The organism is Zafaria sp. Z1313, assembly GCF_050563205.1.
Taxonomy (GTDB): Bacteria; Actinomycetota; Actinomycetes; order Actinomycetales; family Micrococcaceae; genus JAZDCJ01.
On the sequence record NZ_JBNWUK010000030.1, the window covers coordinates 1 to 14,448 of the forward strand.

Sequence of the window (14,448 nt, forward strand, 5' to 3'; positions counted from 1 at the left end):
TGATTGGGTCCCGGTTAGCAGTCCAGTGGCTATGCGATAGCTAGTTGATTTTTCTGCGTCCAGGTGTCCCAGTATTGTTTCGGCGTCATGCCGTCGAGGGATCCGTGGGGCCGTTCATGATTGTAGATGTCCTTCCACTCGTCGGCCAAGTACTTCGCTTCGGCCATGGTGTCGATGATTTCCCCAGTGAGTTGTTCCCTTCTGAATTGGGCGTTGAATGATTCGGCGAACCCGTTCTGCCACGGGGATCCCGGGTCGATGAACGCCGTATCTACCCCGGCAGTGGCGCACCAGTTGACCAGCGCTGCGGCGGTGAATTCCGGCCCGTTATCGGAGCGCACATAGGTTGGCGTGACACCGGTTTCGGCGATGATGTCCTCCAGGACGGCGACCACATCGGTGGCGGTGAAGGACCTGCGCGGAACGATCGCCAGGGCGGTGCGGGTGTACTCGTCAATGACGTTGAAGAACCGGACATGCCGCCCACAGGAGGTCACATCGGATTGGAAGTCGAAGCTGATCACGTGCATCGGGTATTCGGCCTTCAGCCGCTTCTGCTCCCCGGCGCCGGGCCCGGTGCGGCGACGCTTACGCGCCTTCGGCTTGCACGTCAGTCCCTCGGCCCGCCAGAGCCGGCGCACCCGCTTAGCGTTGAGCACCACGCCAGCCCACTCCGGCTGGGCCAGCAGGCGCCAGCGGGCCTTCCGCCACCCCCACGCCGGATGCTCCCCGGCGATGGCCCGCAACGCCGCGCGTAGCCGGGCTTCCTCAAAGCTGACCGCTGGGCGTGACTTGCGCAGCGCGGAACGGTTCTGCCCCAGCACCTTGCACGCGAATCTCTCGGACGCCCCGAATTTCTCCACCGCCATGCGCACTGCCCGGCGGCGAGGTTCGGGGCTCAGAATTTTCCCTTAGCCACCTCGTTCAGGATGTCGATGGCCAGTTCCTTCTCGGCCAGCAACCGCTTCAGCCGGGCGTTTTCCTTCTCCAAGTCCTTGACCGCTTTGGTTTGGGCTGCGTTCTGCTCGGAACCGTACTGCTGCAGCCACCGATACCAGGTTGCCTCGGTGACCTGCAGCTCCTTGATGACCTCGATCATCGGCTTGCCGTCATTGAGCATCTTCTGCCCCTGCCGGACCTTCGCGACGACCTGATCCGGGGTATGCCTACGTGCCATAATCTGTGAATTTCCTCCTGCACCCATTATCGGATGCGAAACTCACACAGTCACCGGACTCCTACCCGGGGACCCAACCAAACAAACTGGCGGGTGATGGTCTGCTCATCCGCGTTGCCGGCAAGGGCACGTTCGTCGCCCCGCAAAAGATCAACGCGGTCTCTCCTGTATACAAAGGAATCCGTGAGCAGCTCGAAGTGCTCGGACGAATCGTCATGCGGCTCAGGCTGTACTCCCGGTTCAGCTCGTTCTCCGACGGGATGCGGTGCTCGGGTGCCCACTCACCACTGGCGATCTTCGCGTGAAAGATGTCCTCGAGCTGCTGATAGATCGGTGTCGCTGAGTCGCGCTCAATCACGTCCGTCATCTTTATGCCTCCAAAACTTTCCACATGATCTTACCTAGTCCGTCTTGTATAGAGTTGTATAGCCATGTACTCTCGACTAAAAGGACCGGAACGAAAGATGTTCTGGCCGGAGCTCGCTGAGGCAGAGCCTGACACAAGGAAGTGAGATCGGACTATGGCCGTATCAACTCGTCGTCTCACGACGGGAGCGCGGAAGCACGGATACGCGGTTCCCGCTGTGAACGTCTTCGACGAGATCAGCATGCGCGCGGTCATCGCCGCAGCGGAGGAGAAGGACTCGCCTCTGATTGTCCAGATCTCGACAAAGACTGTTCGCACCTCGGGGACCGCTTTCATCACGAGCCTTTTCCAGGCGCTCACGCGGCACACATCCGTGCCGGTCGCGCTCCACTTGGATCACTGCCCGGACCGTTCTGTCCTCTCTGACGTCATTGCCGCCGGGTGGTCATCGGTTCTCTTCGATGCTTCTGACCGTGATCTTGCTGACGCAGAGCGTGAGACGACGGAAGTCGTCAAGGAGGCTCACGCAGCGGGCGTCGATGCCGAGAATGCGCTGTTCCTGCAAGAACACAGCCTCCTGAGAGCGATTCTGCAACGCCGTTGGCGTCTTGTTCCTGCAAGAATCTGAGGCCGTCCGCGTGGGACGAGGCGCCCGACTACGGAATCGCCCCATAGGCAACGACCGGCTCTGTGGCTTCAGGTGTAATGGGCGACCGCACCTACGACACGACGACGTGCACACCTCCGGTCGACGCAGGGCCTCCAGGCTCCCGCGGCGCGTCTGCGTCGGCGACCACGAACGATCCAATGACGGCGAAGCACTCGGCCGATGATCAGGGCGTGGTGGGGTCTCGATTCATTGCGAAGACCCAGTAAGCACGGCCGCCCCGACTGCGACCGCCGCCCGCTCCAGCCACAGTACGATGCAAGCTGCGAGCATCGCCCGTTCGGGTGTAGAAGGCGCCCGACAGCTACCGACGGAGGAACGCTCAGTGCCTTCGCTACTTGATACCTGGAATTCCACCCGTCTGCGCCTCTTGGTGGAGCTTGAGCGTTCCGAGAATCTCTCTCAAGCGGCGGCCGCAGTAGGCTTGAGTCAACCCAGCGCAAGCGAGCACATCAGACGGATCAATCTCGCAGCTGGTGAACCGGTTGTTGCTAGACATGGTCGCTCACTCAAGCTGACGACCGCCGGTCAACTGCTTGCGGCCTACGCCGCGCAAGCTCTGGCCAATCTTATGGCGGGCGAGTCGGCGCTGGCGGCTCGTGCCGGCCTAAGGACCGGCATCTTAAGACTGGGGGCTTCTTCCGTGCCTGGCACGTACATCGTGCCGGACGTTCTCGAGCGCTTCCAACGACACTCTCCGGACGTTGCCGTCGAGGTCTCAGTGGGCTCAACTGCCCAGGTCCACCAATGGCTGCTCTCAGGGCGAGTGACGTGCGCCGTCACGTGCGGTGACATTCCTGACGATCGACTCAAACGCGTCCCAGTCGGCCCAGACGAGATCGTTGGCATCGTTGGTCCTCAATTGCTGGAACTCTCCTCCACCGCGAGAATCTCGGCGTCAGCTCTGGACGGCCTTACGCTCTTGGTTCAAGAAGCTGGTTCAAGCACACGTGAGTACGCTCTCCACCTGCTTGACGGCAGCGACTATCGGTTTCGCAGAGTCTGGGAACTCGGGTCCGTCGATGCACTGAAACGAGCTGTGAGAAGAGGCAGCGGCGTAGGTTTTGTCTCCACGCACACGATCGCCGATGAGCGGCGGCGCGGCGAAGTTGTGTCGTTCCAAGTGGCGGGCGTTCCGCAATCCCCTCGGCAGGTTAGTCTTATCCGCCTTTCGCGGTCGACGGTCAGTCCCGCTGAGCAGTACTTCGAATCAATCCTCCGCGCACACCTTTCACGCACCGAGCTGATAGATACACCCCGATAGCGTGGCAATGCTTGGCGCTGCCGTGCGGCAAGCATTGCCACGTCTCGAGCCGGTTATCTCGACACTCAGGATCCGAGCAGAGCCTCTGGCGATTCCGGAAGGATCTGCCCGCCGTCAACCACGAGGGTCTGACCCGTAATGTAACGAGCCTCCTCCGACGCGAGGAAAGTGACGGCGTGCCCGATGTCTGCCGGCCGGCCCAACTCACGCATGGGGACGCTCCGGGCCATCTGCTCCAGGTATGCTTCCCCTTGTCGCTGCAAGCCTTCGGTGAGGACGTTACCGGGGAGAACAGCATTGATCGTGATGCCGTCGGTCGCACATTCCAGTGCGGCACTCCGCATGAATCCTTGCTGCCCCGCCTTGCTCGCTCCATAATGCGACCAACCCGGATATCCGGTGACGGAGCCCGTGATGGAGGACGTAATGACTATGCGCCCCGACTTGCGCGTGCGCATTTGTGGAAGCACAGCCTGGACCATCAGGAACGTCCCCTTGAGGTTGACCTGATGCATCCTGTCCCATTCTTCTTCGGTAATGTCGTCGAGTCGCGCCTGCGGGTAGATGCCTGTGTTCGAGCATAGAATGTCCAGCCTGCCGAATCGCTGCACAACGTTCTCAACCGCCTCCCGACATTCACGTGCGGACGTGACATCTAGATGCTCGAAAGCGCCCCCGATATCGTTGGCTGTAGCGCGGCCCTTGTCGTCAGACACGTCTGCGATCACAACCGTTGCACCGGCACGGGCGAGCACTTCACTGATTCCGCGTCCGATACCGGACGCCCCTCCCGTCACGACAGCCACCTTGTTTTCAAGTGAGAACACTTCGCGCTCCATTCGAGCAAGTCGGGAACTATTTGCGGATTAGGGAGCTCGCAAGCCACCGCCGCGCGGGGCTATCTTGCAGCTCCAATCGTGCTGGTGTGAATCGCTGCGACATAGTCACCGAAGGTAGGGTTCTCAGCGATCGCCGTCATCCTCGACAGGCATTCATCGGCGTAACTGGCGTGGTCGAAGTCGATGAAGCCCGTGCTTCCCGCTTGAACTGACCAAAGGCCCTCTCTAAGCATGCTGACGAAGCGATAAACCCTAACTAGCGCCATGCTGCCACTCTCGACTCCGCCGTCGTACTCGGCCACCAACGCATGTTCTTCTGATTCGCTCAGCTGTGCCTTTTCAGCGAAATCGGCCAAGTCATAGTACGGGTCTCCGGCCCCCACATACTCCCAGTCAATAAGCACTGCGCGCTGGGGCGTGATGATCACGTTTCCGTCTGACACGTCCGCGTGGCAAAGAGAGCGTTCATAGCTGCCTCGAGAGCGCCTGATGCGCTCAACCACCTCGATCGCCCATCGAAACTCGGCCGCCAAGCCGGGAGCAGATCGCTGGACCTGGTCATAAAGCCAAAGCGTTCCGTGGTACGGGTCCGACACGAATCCTTCAAGGGTGGCACCTCGGGTCGCCCCATGGAACGCTGAAAGCAGTCGAGCGACATGGGTAATCGCAGTTCTGCGGTCATCCACTTCCCGGATCAACTTTCCGTGGACGTACTCGACGACGACGGTGCCCGCTACGGGGTCATGGAATACCACCTCGGGAGCCAGGCCGAGCCCAGCGACCTGCTTCAGTGCTTGGAATTGGTTCTCGCGCTTGATTCCGACCCGCTTTGCCAGTTCCCCAGGCAGTTGCTCCTGCACGACGAACGTCTTCGTAGACGAGTCCTCGAGGAGTACGTCCACCCGATAGTTGCGGTTAGTCATCCCGCCGTCGAGCGGTTCCGCATTCCACGACGCTCCGGGGAACAGCGACGTCATTGCTGATTCGACGCTTGGCGGGTGAACGCGCTGCTGAATCGACACTATTCCACCGACTCTCTGCTCTTTGCCAAGCCCTCTGCGTACGGGACGGCTAGCGCCACATCGACAGGCCCCTGCGCGGGTGTCTCGTTCGACATACGCGCTTCGGCCTGCTCAAGGCGCTTCGCGGTGGGCACCGCGATGAAGTACGCGACGATCATGGCTAGTACTGCCGCGATGAGCTTCCCGACCAGAACGGGCATGATCAAGGTTGGCTGGAAGTTCGCTGTAAACGAGAGGTGGTCACCGAGCAGGAAGGCACCTGTCGTCGCAAAGGCGATGGCCATGACCTTGTCCTTTGCCGGCATCTGCCGGATCAGGTGGAAGAGCGCCAGGATGTTGGCGCTGCCGCCCAGAATTCCGGCCATGCCGGTCTCGCTGATGCCGAAGCGTGAGCCGATCGCGGCCAGCGGCTTGGACAAGTACTTCTGGATTGCGTACACCATCGGGAATGCCCCTGCGAGCATGATGCCGACGTAACCCGCGACCTCGAGGGGCCGGAACTGGTCCTCCGGGGTGGCGATGATCGCCCCAAATCCCCACGAACCGAAGACCGTCGAGAAGACCCCAGTGAAGTACTCCACGATAGAGATCGCTAGGAGCACCTTTACCGCCGCGTCGATGAACCGGCCGAACCCCATGAAGAGCTTGATCATGAGGTCAGGGAGAAACTTCAGTCCGCAGGCGATCGCGAGCACGATGATCACTAGCGGCACCATGTTCCCGATTAGGGAGCCCACATCGAGGCCAGCAACTGCTGTGTCCGAAGGTCCGCTCGTGTTTACGTCGCCTCTAATCTTTGCCCCTGTCGCCAGGACGATCATCATCGTGATGAAGACGCCGACGGGAATCGTCAAGATCCCAGACATGATTCCTAGCGCCATGTACTTGTGGTCACGACGGGCCAACATTGCCAATCCGACGGGGATGCTGAACACGATCGTGGCACCTGCCATGAAACCGGTCACCATGGCGGTGATCCAGTCACCGGTGGTGCTCGCTGTAGCCTCCGCGAGCTGATAGCCCCCCATGTCACTGGCGATAAACGTCGTGGCGGCCATCGCGGGGTCGGATCCCAGGAGCGACCACACCGGCCCCAGGACGTTCTCGATGAAGGTGCTGAGATACGGCAGTGCCGCCATCACACCCGCCACCGGAATAAAGAGGTAGCCGATGGAGTGGATGCCCTGAAGGAACTCTTTTCCCAGGCCGCTCTGATCGTCCTTGATGGCGGCGATCGCGCCGATAAGCACGAACGCCATCATGACGTAGATGACGAGGTCGCTAATGATCTCCATGTCCTGCGCCCTTCCGCTAGAGCTGCGTCGGTAGCAGCGTGGCGTGTGCCTCGATGCACGCGACGGCGTGATCGATCGAGATGTGGTCCTCCACCGGCAGACCCGTTTCGTTACTTCGGATCTTGAGCGGTCTTCCGCCGGGCTCACCGAGTTCGTCGGTGACTATTTGCGCCACGCTGAGGTCTTCGTCGCGGGTGAAGTGGCTTATCGTCGCGATTACTGCCATGCCGGCGGCGGACGCAGCGGTCACTCCAATACGAGAGTCCTCCACCGCGACAGAGTTTTCGGGTGCTGCACCTAGCGCGGCCATCGCACTCAGGTAAACGTCGGGCGCTGGCTTTTTCCTGGGCACCATGTCGCCCGCGACGATAACGGCTTCCCGAACGATGTTTGGGCCTAGCGACTTCAGTGCTATGGCTCGCACAGCCTCAAGTGAGGATGTGGAGGCGACACCGATTCGCCAGTCGCGCGCGAGTGCCTCCTCCGCCAGTCGTCGGACGCCGCGACGTGCCGGCATACCATCGCCTGCTGCAATCTCCAGGAAGATTCTCGTCTTGACCCTGTGCCAGTTTGCGATCTCCGCGTCTAATTGACTAGAATCCATCGGAAGTTTGTTCTCGACGATGAACTCGGGAGTGCACAGGGAACGGAGACGCTCCTTGCCCCCGGCGATTTGCAGGACGTCGGCGTAGTCGCGCTCGGTCCACTCGACGGGGAGCCCCACTTCCTTGAACATCTTATTGAATGCCCGGAGGTGTCCGTCTCTTTCCGTCTCCGCGAGCACTCCGTCGCAGTCGTATATTAGGCTGTTCATTCTGCTTTACCTGCACTCCCGAAAACGTCGATGTAGTTTACTGCGACATCACGGACACGGTCGGCGACATATCGCATCAGATTGAGGGGCTCATAATCTGGCTCCCGTTCGCATATGAACTCTCGGTGAGCGTCGATGTAGGCGGCTTTGAGTGCCGTCGAGATGTTCACCTTCGAGCAGCCAAGGCCGATGAGTTCGTTGAACTGCTCGTCACTAAGGCCACTTCCTCCGTGGAGGGCCATCGGCTTGCCCGTAGCACCCACCAGCGCCCTTACACGTTCCGTGTCGAGCCTGGGCAGTTCCGGATAGTTGCCGTGCGCGTTGCCGATCGCCGGCGCAAAGCAGTCGACACCTGTGGTTTGAATGAACTCCACCGCTTGTTCAAGGGGGTACAGGGTGGGGGCGTCGTCACTGCCAACTCCGTCCTCAACCCCTTGGATCCCCTCGATCTCACCCTCTACGTCCGCCCCAAGACGGCGCGCTTCCTGCACCACCTCGATGGTCTGGCGTGTGACCTCCGCCAGAGAAAGACCGGACCCGTCGAAGAGGACCGAGTTCCAACCGGCATCGAGGCATGCGCTTAGCACCTCTCGATCGGTGCAGTGATCGAGATGGAGCACCACGGGCACTGTGGATTTCTCTGCCGCATGACGAAATGCGGACAGTGTCTCTCTTACGCCGTGGGCCTTTACGGTCTTGACGGACGTTTGCACGATCACGGGAGAACGCCGTAGTTCGGCGGCCTCAATGACCGCTCGTAGGGTGAGCTCGTTCACGATGTTGATAGCCAGAACGCCGTAGCGCTCATCCGATGCTCTTTCGAGCAAGGGCCGCAGAGTCGAAATCGCCATTGGTATGCCCCTATGCCCGAATTCCTCGGGACGTCAGTCGTCCAAGCCCGAAAACGCCGATCAGCACTCCGACTACTGCCACCACATAGGCGACATCCTTGCGATCCAGTGTTGCCTCGGAGCGCCATGCCCCCATTGAGACGTCGACTACCGGCTGCCAACCTCTGAAACGCACACCATCCATGCCAACGTGAAACTTTCCAACTGGAGAAAGTACTTGCATTTCGTCTCCTGACGTTTAGATGTTCTTACTGAAGTTCGGCCAGCACGCGATGGAATGCTGCGTCGGCTGTGGCCTCCGCGTCTTCGACGCTCTTGGGATCCGCCGAACTGAAGCAGTCGATCACCGCGCGACTCGGGCCAACGGCGTTCTCAACGTTGCGCATGGGAATTCGTCTGGCAGCGAGGACTACGGCGTCCGTCGGGATTCGGATCGACTCTCCAGCCTGGCGAACGATCGCCGTAGCCGTTCGCGGGAATCCTTCAACCGCCTCGAGCACGGAATTCCAGTGCGTCAGCGTTCCAGGGAACGCAGACGCTTCGCCCGGCTTTGATCTGATTGATGTCACGTGCGCGGCACCAGAACGCAGGAGTTGACTGCACAACGTCGCAGCTAGTTGACCATCGCCCACCACGACGGGATATCTACCCGGGAGCACGCCGGAGTCGAGGTAGTGGTGCACCACCGATCCCGGGAGCACACCTGCGCCGCGGTCACCCGCTATTCCGAGTTCAGCCCTCGTGGCGGGCCGGCTCCCCGTGGCAAGCACTAGCGCTTCTGCGGCCAATGTTCGGGCGCCGTTGACTCCTAGGGTCCGGACCGACCTGTCCCGGTATTCAAAGGCAAGAGTGCCGAGCAGCCATTTCACACCTGCGCGACCCGCGGCTTGTGCCATGCGGCGCGTTTCCGGTTCGGGCTCTTGCCCACCAGGTTCGGGCAAGCGCTCGACGCACGTGACTCCTACTCCCGCCGCTGCAAGTTTCCGGGCGACGAGCAGTCCCGACTGACCCGAGCCGACAACGACAACCTCACGCACGACTTGTCTCCCCCACGCCAATCGAGGAGTCGGGCTCATGCATTGGTGTTTCCCATGCCGCACCACCTGTATATAGCGATGTGATGAATGCGACGCCTGACAGGCAGGCCGAGCCCTGACAACGCCCCCAGGTCGCGTGCGTACGCCGTGCGACCCCGCCGATGGACGTGGCCGGAAGCGGGTCCTGCAGCGCCTGGTGAATATCTCGCGCTGTGACCTTTTCGCACGCGCAAATCACCGTTCGGCCGAGCGGATCCTGCGCGCTGCGTTCACCATCGCCGTCCCACCAGAGGGGCCGGGCGTAGTCCAAGCTGTCCCGAGCACCCGTTCGTGGGAGCGAACTCAGGCCCGCGGAAATCAGCACGTCGCGAATATGCTCACCCATCGCCGGCGACGAAGACACGCCGGTCGAGCGAATACCTGCGACTTGAAGCAGGTTGCTGCTCTTATCCGACCATCCCACTCGATACGTCGGATCACTATGCGGACGTAGTCCGGCGAAGGTCTTGATCGCGAACGTAGTGTCGATTGCTGGCATCAATCGCTGGCAACGAGCTACCACGTCAGCTATTCCGGCGATAGTCGTAGACCTATCGTCTTTTCGCTCGAGATCTTCTGCATCCGGACCCACAAGTACGGAGCCATGCGCCGTAGGGATCACCATCGGCCCATGACCCAGATTGGTCGGCACCCCGGTCAGAATCGATGGAACAGACTTCCCGAATTCCCTGTCAAGGAGAACCCACTGTCCGCGACGGGCGGTGACGGAAAAGTTCTCACCTTCTAGTGCATCCGAAACCTGATCGGCCCCCACACCGGCTGCGTTAACAACGAATCGAGGTCGGAAGCGGCGTTTCGTTGTGACGACCTCACTGACGTGATCGCCGCTACGTGAAGACCCGATGACCGCCTCGCCGAGGTAGAAGCGAACACCGTTCCGCTCAGCCAACTCGGCGTACGCGACGGGCAGTCGCACCGAGTCGACGACACCCTCGTCGGGAACAAACAAGCCGATCATTGCGTCGGGCGATGCATGCGGAGCAACTGTTTCCAGCGCGGCACCCTCCACAATCTCAGCAGCAACGCCGTTGCTCGAGGCACGGTCGGCGAGCAGCGGGATCTGCTGGGCCTCATCCTTCGTGAAGGCAAGAAGCGTCAGTCCGACTCGACGGAATTTGACGCCCAAGCGCGTGGACAGGTCCTCCCATCGACCACTCGACGCCTGCACGAGTTCTGCTTCCAGGCTTCCGGGCCTCATCGACCAGCCGCAGTTCGCGATGCCGCTGTTCGCCCGGGACGCCTCCTCCCCGACATCGTGCCTACGCTCGACTACGGCGACGTCCACGTCGAGGTGGGACAGCGCCATCGCGATCGAAGTGCCGACGACACCTGCTCCGATAATCAGAACGTCTGGACTTTCGACCTCGGCCACCATTGGACTCGGAACCACTAGACCTCCTATTTGTTGGCGTCACCCTCGACGCCTCCACATGCGGGACCATAGTATCATAGGAGCCCCAGATAGACACGGTCAACGAGACCGGCGAAAAGTGGCTCCAATAATCGAGAGACTGGACGTGAGGGCTTCCATCTATCAGGTCTCCCTATACGTGGAATGGGACATAAGCCGATGACTGCCCGCCATCAACCGGACTTCTCGGCGCGAGTCAAGTCGACGAGGCCGGTGAACTCACTCGCGGGGAGCTGGAAAAGACCTCGAACTTGCCGCCGCATGGCGGCGCTACGGCGAGAGCCGCCACCCGACACGCCGTAGGTTCCGGTGGCGGAACTCTGCTGGCGAACCGCCTCGTCGCCGTGCGAGGTTGGGGACTGTCGCCTGCCATGAGCATGGGACCGGTCTGAGCGGTTTTCTGCCAGTTGCATGGGACCACCTGGATCGCCAGTCATGGGACCGCCCGGCGCGCCTTGCCGGGGGTCTGTTCGATGGCCCGTTGGATCGGCTGTGTCGGTGTTGTCGGCGCGGAGGTTCGTGGGCGTGGGATTCAGGGAGGTCAGCGTGATCGAGATCAAGGAAGTGCTGCGCGGGTGGCTCGACGGGGCCGGGCTGCGCACCGTGGCGGAGCGGGCGGGGGTGGACCGCAAGACCGCCCGCCGTTACGTCGCTGCCGCGCAGGCCGCTGGGCTGGAGCGCTCCGCGGGGTTCGACGCGGTCGATGATGACCTGGTCGCCGCTGTGGTCACGGCGGTGCGGCCGGCCCGGCCCAACGGCCACGGCGCCGCCTGGGAGGCGCTCCTGGGGCACGAGGAGCAGATCAAGGCGTGGGTCAAGGGCGAGGGCAAGGACAACGAGGCGCTGACGATCGTGAAGATCCGCGACCTCCTGGCCAGGCAGGGCTGCCATGTGCCGTACCGGACGCTGCACCGCTTCGCCACCGAGCGGTGCGGGTACCGGGCCAAGGACACCACCGTGCGGGTCGACGACGGTGAGCCGGGCGTGGAGCTGCAGGTCGACTTCGGGCACATGGGCTACCTGAGCGACCCCGAGGACGGGCGACGGCGGAAGGTCCACGCGCTGATCCTCACGGCCGTGTACTCCAGGCACATGTTCGTCTGGCTGACCTACTCCCAGACCCTGGCGGCGGTGATCGCCGGCTGCGAGGCGGCCTGGGCGTTCTTCGGCGGGGTCTTCAAGGTGGTGATCCCGGACAACCTCAAGCCGGTCGTCACCGACGCCGACCCGGTCAACCCCAGGCTCTCCGTGGGGTGGTTGGACTACGCCCAGCACGCCGGGTTCGTCACCGACCCCGCCCGGGTCCGCTCACCGAAGGACAAGCCCCGGGTCGAACGCGCGGTGCAGTACGTGCGGGGAAACTTCTGGGCCGGGGAGACCTTCACCGACCTTGCCCAGGCGCAGGAGCACGCCGTGGCGTGGTGCGCCGAGCGGGCCGGGATGCGGATCCACGGCACCATCCAGGCCCGCCCCGCCGAGGTCTTCGCCGAGGTCGAGGCGGCGGCGCTGCTGCCGGTCCCCGCACCGTACGACGTGCCGGTCTTCCGGGAGGTGAAGGTCCACCGCGACTTCCACGTCGAGGTCGCCCGGTCGTTGTACTCCGTGCCCGGTGACTACATCGGCCAGCGCCTGACCGCGCGCGCGGACAGCGAGCTGGTCAAGCTCTACCACCACGGGATCCTGGTCAAGACCCACCCCAGGCAGGCGCCGGGGGTCCGCTCGACGGACAAGGCCGACCTGCCCGAGGAGAAGTCCGGCTACGCCCTGCGCGACCTCACCCGCCTGGTCGCCACCTGCGCCGGGCACGGACCCAACATCGGAATCTACGCCGAACGGCTCCTGGACGAGCCGCTGCCCTGGACGAGGATGCGGACCGTCTACCGCCTCCTGGGCCTGGTCCGGCGTTACGGTGCCGGGCCGGTGGAGACCGCGTGCTCACGGGCCCTGGACCTCGACGTCGTATCGGTCACCAAGATCGCCTCGATGCTCGAGCGGGCCACCGAGGACACCGCCCCGCTCCTGCCCGCCGCCGGGACGACCACGACAGGCAGGTTCGCCCGCGACCCGGGCGAGTTCGCCACCCGCAGGACCACCCCGGCCACCAGTAGGACCACCACCCCGGCCACCAGTAGGACCACCACTCCGGCCACCGGTGGGACCACCGCTGCCACTGGTGGGACCACCGCTGCCGGTGGTGGGACCGCCACGCTGACCCTGATCCGCGGCGGGCAGCCCGCCCAGGCCTTCACCGCCACCGACCTCGAGGAGGAGAACCAGTGACCCCCACCCCGACGACCCGGCCGGCAGCCTCGGCGCCGACGGGACCGGTCGACCCGGTCGGGGCCGACCTGACGAAGATCCTGCGGGCCTTGAAGCTCTCGGGCCTGAAGGACACCCTGCCCGAGCGCCTGGCCCTGGCCCGCCAGCAGCAGATGGGCCACGCCACCTTCCTCGAGCTGCTCCTGTCCGACGAGGTCAGCCGCCGCGAGTCCCGCTCGGCGACGCTGCGCGCCGCCAAGGCCGGCCTCGACCCGGCGATGCGGCTCGAGACCTGGCACGACGAGCCCGAGCTGTCCTACGACCGGATGCTGTGGTCGGACCTGACCACCCTGCGGTTCACCGAGGCCCGTACCGGCGTCCTGATCCTCGGCCCGGTCGGGGTCGGGAAAACACACCTGGCCACCGCGCTCGGGCACATCGCCATCCGCCGCCGGATGACGGTGGCGTTCTACCGCTCCGACAAGCTCTTCACCCGGCTGCGGGCTGCCCGCCTGGACAACACCCTCGAGGCCGAGATCCGCCGACTGACCGGCGTCGACCTGCTCATCATCGACGACTTCGCCCTCCGCCCGCTCGACGCCACCCAGACCAACGACTTCTACGAGCTCGTCGTCGAGCGCCACCGCCAGGCCTCCACGATCTGGGTCTCCAACCGCGAACCCTCCGAGTGGCTGGGCATGACCACCGACGCCCTGCTCGCCCAGTCCGCCGTCGACCGGCTCACCTCAGGAGCCCACACCCTCGTCGTCGAGGGCCCCTCCTACCGCCAACGCGCCCGTGTCGGCGTTGACACCACCACGGAGGCCCACCATGCTCAGTAACACCTCCAGGTGGTCCCATGCTCGTGGCAACACGGTGGTCCCATCACGCTGGCAAGCGACACTTGCCGACGGGCACGAGATTGCCTGGGACTGTGGAAATAACGGTGTATCCGGCTCGACACGCCGGGCGGTAAGCCTGGCGGGGAGGAGCCCGATATGGCCGCAACACTTGAGGCTGTGCCGAGTACGAAAACCGCTGAAAAGAAGACAGAAGTATCCGAGGGCGACGCTGCGCGCGAGCTGGTCAGAATGGCGAAGGAACAGGGCCTGTCCCTGACCGGGCCGGACGGTCTGCTCAAGCAGCTGACCAAGACCGTGATCGAGACCGCGCTCGATGAGGAAATGACCGAGCATCTCGGATATGAAAAGCACGATACGGCAGGGAAGCAGACCGCGAATTCCCGCAACGGCGTGCGCCCAAAAACGGTGCTGACGGAGACCACGGGCCCGGTGGAGGTGGACGTGCCGCGGGACCGGGAAGGGACCTTCTCACCGGTCATCGTCAAGAAGCGTCAGCGCCGCCTGACCGGTGTCGATGAGATG

The 14,448-nt window shown here is 63.0% G+C and carries 14 protein-coding genes; 5 read left to right on the plus strand and 9 right to left on the minus strand.

All coding sequences use genetic code 11. From position 1 onward, the window contains the following. Positions 1-29 precede the first annotated feature (29 nt). Both ACQ3I4_RS15865 and ACQ3I4_RS15870 read right to left on the minus strand, forming a co-directional pair. Positions 30-1,177, minus strand: a protein-coding gene (locus ACQ3I4_RS15865) for an IS3 family transposase (protein WP_329863527.1) whose coding sequence is annotated in 2 segments (ribosomal slippage) — positions 30-904 and positions 904-1,177 — 1,149 coding nt in all. Because the reading frame shifts where the segments join, the coding sequence is not laid out codon by codon here. Between the two features lie 61 nt (positions 1,178-1,238). Continuing rightward, positions 1,239-1,535 (minus strand): GntR family transcriptional regulator, encoded by a 297-nt coding sequence (locus ACQ3I4_RS15870; RefSeq protein ID WP_329864134.1) that lies wholly within the window; start codon positions 1,533-1,535, stop codon positions 1,239-1,241. 163 nt (positions 1,536-1,698) lie between these two features. Between ACQ3I4_RS15870 and ACQ3I4_RS15875 the strand changes: the two genes are divergently transcribed. Both ACQ3I4_RS15875 and ACQ3I4_RS15880 read left to right on the plus strand, forming a co-directional pair. Beyond that, entirely contained in the window at positions 1,699-2,172 is a 474-nt protein-coding gene (locus ACQ3I4_RS15875) for a class II fructose-bisphosphate aldolase (RefSeq protein WP_329864132.1), read from the plus strand. Positions 2,173-2,536: 364 nt separating this feature from the next. Further along, positions 2,537-3,475 carry a LysR family transcriptional regulator gene (locus ACQ3I4_RS15880; RefSeq protein ID WP_329864131.1) on the plus strand — a complete coding sequence of 313 codons (939 nt, stop codon included), beginning with the start codon at positions 2,537-2,539 and terminating at the stop codon, positions 3,473-3,475. 65 nt (positions 3,476-3,540) lie between these two features. Here ACQ3I4_RS15880 and fabG read toward each other — a convergent pair whose 3' ends face one another. The 7 genes from fabG to ACQ3I4_RS15915 all read right to left on the minus strand — a co-directional run bounded on the left by fabG (position 3,541) and on the right by ACQ3I4_RS15915 (position 10,795). Further along, positions 3,541-4,314, minus strand: a complete 774-nt coding sequence (fabG, locus tag ACQ3I4_RS15885) for a 3-oxoacyl-ACP reductase FabG (protein WP_329864129.1) — start codon at positions 4,312-4,314, stop codon at positions 3,541-3,543. A gap of 59 nt (positions 4,315-4,373) precedes the next feature. Beyond that, positions 4,374-5,336 carry a choline/ethanolamine kinase family protein gene (locus ACQ3I4_RS15890; RefSeq protein ID WP_329864127.1) on the minus strand — a complete coding sequence of 321 codons (963 nt, stop codon included), beginning with the start codon at positions 5,334-5,336 and terminating at the stop codon, positions 4,374-4,376. Next, complete coding sequence (gene eutH / locus ACQ3I4_RS15895; protein ID WP_329864125.1) at positions 5,336-6,631, minus strand: ethanolamine utilization protein EutH; 1,296 nt, start codon at positions 6,629-6,631, stop codon at positions 5,336-5,338. The genes ACQ3I4_RS15890 and eutH overlap by 1 nt, the downstream gene beginning before the upstream one ends. A gap of 16 nt (positions 6,632-6,647) precedes the next feature. Then, on the minus strand, positions 6,648-7,445 hold the full coding sequence (locus ACQ3I4_RS15900; RefSeq protein WP_329864123.1) for an HAD-IA family hydrolase: 798 nt from the start codon (positions 7,443-7,445) through the stop codon (positions 6,648-6,650). After that, positions 7,442-8,296 (minus strand): class II fructose-bisphosphate aldolase, encoded by an 855-nt coding sequence (locus ACQ3I4_RS15905; RefSeq protein ID WP_329864121.1) that lies wholly within the window; start codon positions 8,294-8,296, stop codon positions 7,442-7,444. The genes ACQ3I4_RS15900 and ACQ3I4_RS15905 overlap by 4 nt, the downstream gene beginning before the upstream one ends. A gap of 248 nt (positions 8,297-8,544) precedes the next feature. Beyond that, entirely contained in the window at positions 8,545-9,372 is an 828-nt protein-coding gene (locus ACQ3I4_RS15910; protein ID WP_430633894.1) for an FAD-dependent oxidoreductase, read from the minus strand. Continuing rightward, on the minus strand, positions 9,326-10,795 hold the full coding sequence (locus ACQ3I4_RS15915) for an NAD(P)/FAD-dependent oxidoreductase (protein WP_430633897.1): 1,470 nt from the start codon (positions 10,793-10,795) through the stop codon (positions 9,326-9,328). Before ACQ3I4_RS15915 ends, ACQ3I4_RS15910 begins: the two co-directional genes overlap by 47 nt. A 534-nt stretch (positions 10,796-11,329) precedes the next feature. On the opposite strand from ACQ3I4_RS15915, the gene istA reads away from it, so the two are divergent. The 3 genes from istA to ACQ3I4_RS15930 all read left to right on the plus strand — a co-directional run. Further along, the gene (gene istA / locus ACQ3I4_RS15920; RefSeq protein ID WP_430633895.1) at positions 11,330-13,084 is read left to right on the plus strand and encodes an IS21 family transposase; all 1,755 of its coding nucleotides are present in this window, start codon (positions 11,330-11,332) and stop codon (positions 13,082-13,084) included. Beyond that, positions 13,081-13,905 carry an IS21-like element helper ATPase IstB gene (gene istB, locus ACQ3I4_RS15925; RefSeq protein WP_430633896.1) on the plus strand — a complete coding sequence of 275 codons (825 nt, stop codon included), beginning with the start codon at positions 13,081-13,083 and terminating at the stop codon, positions 13,903-13,905. Before istA ends, istB begins: the two co-directional genes overlap by 4 nt. A 156-nt stretch (positions 13,906-14,061) precedes the next feature. Next, on the plus strand, positions 14,062-14,448 hold a 387-nt coding region (locus ACQ3I4_RS15930; RefSeq protein ID WP_430633347.1), incomplete at its 3' end, for a transposase.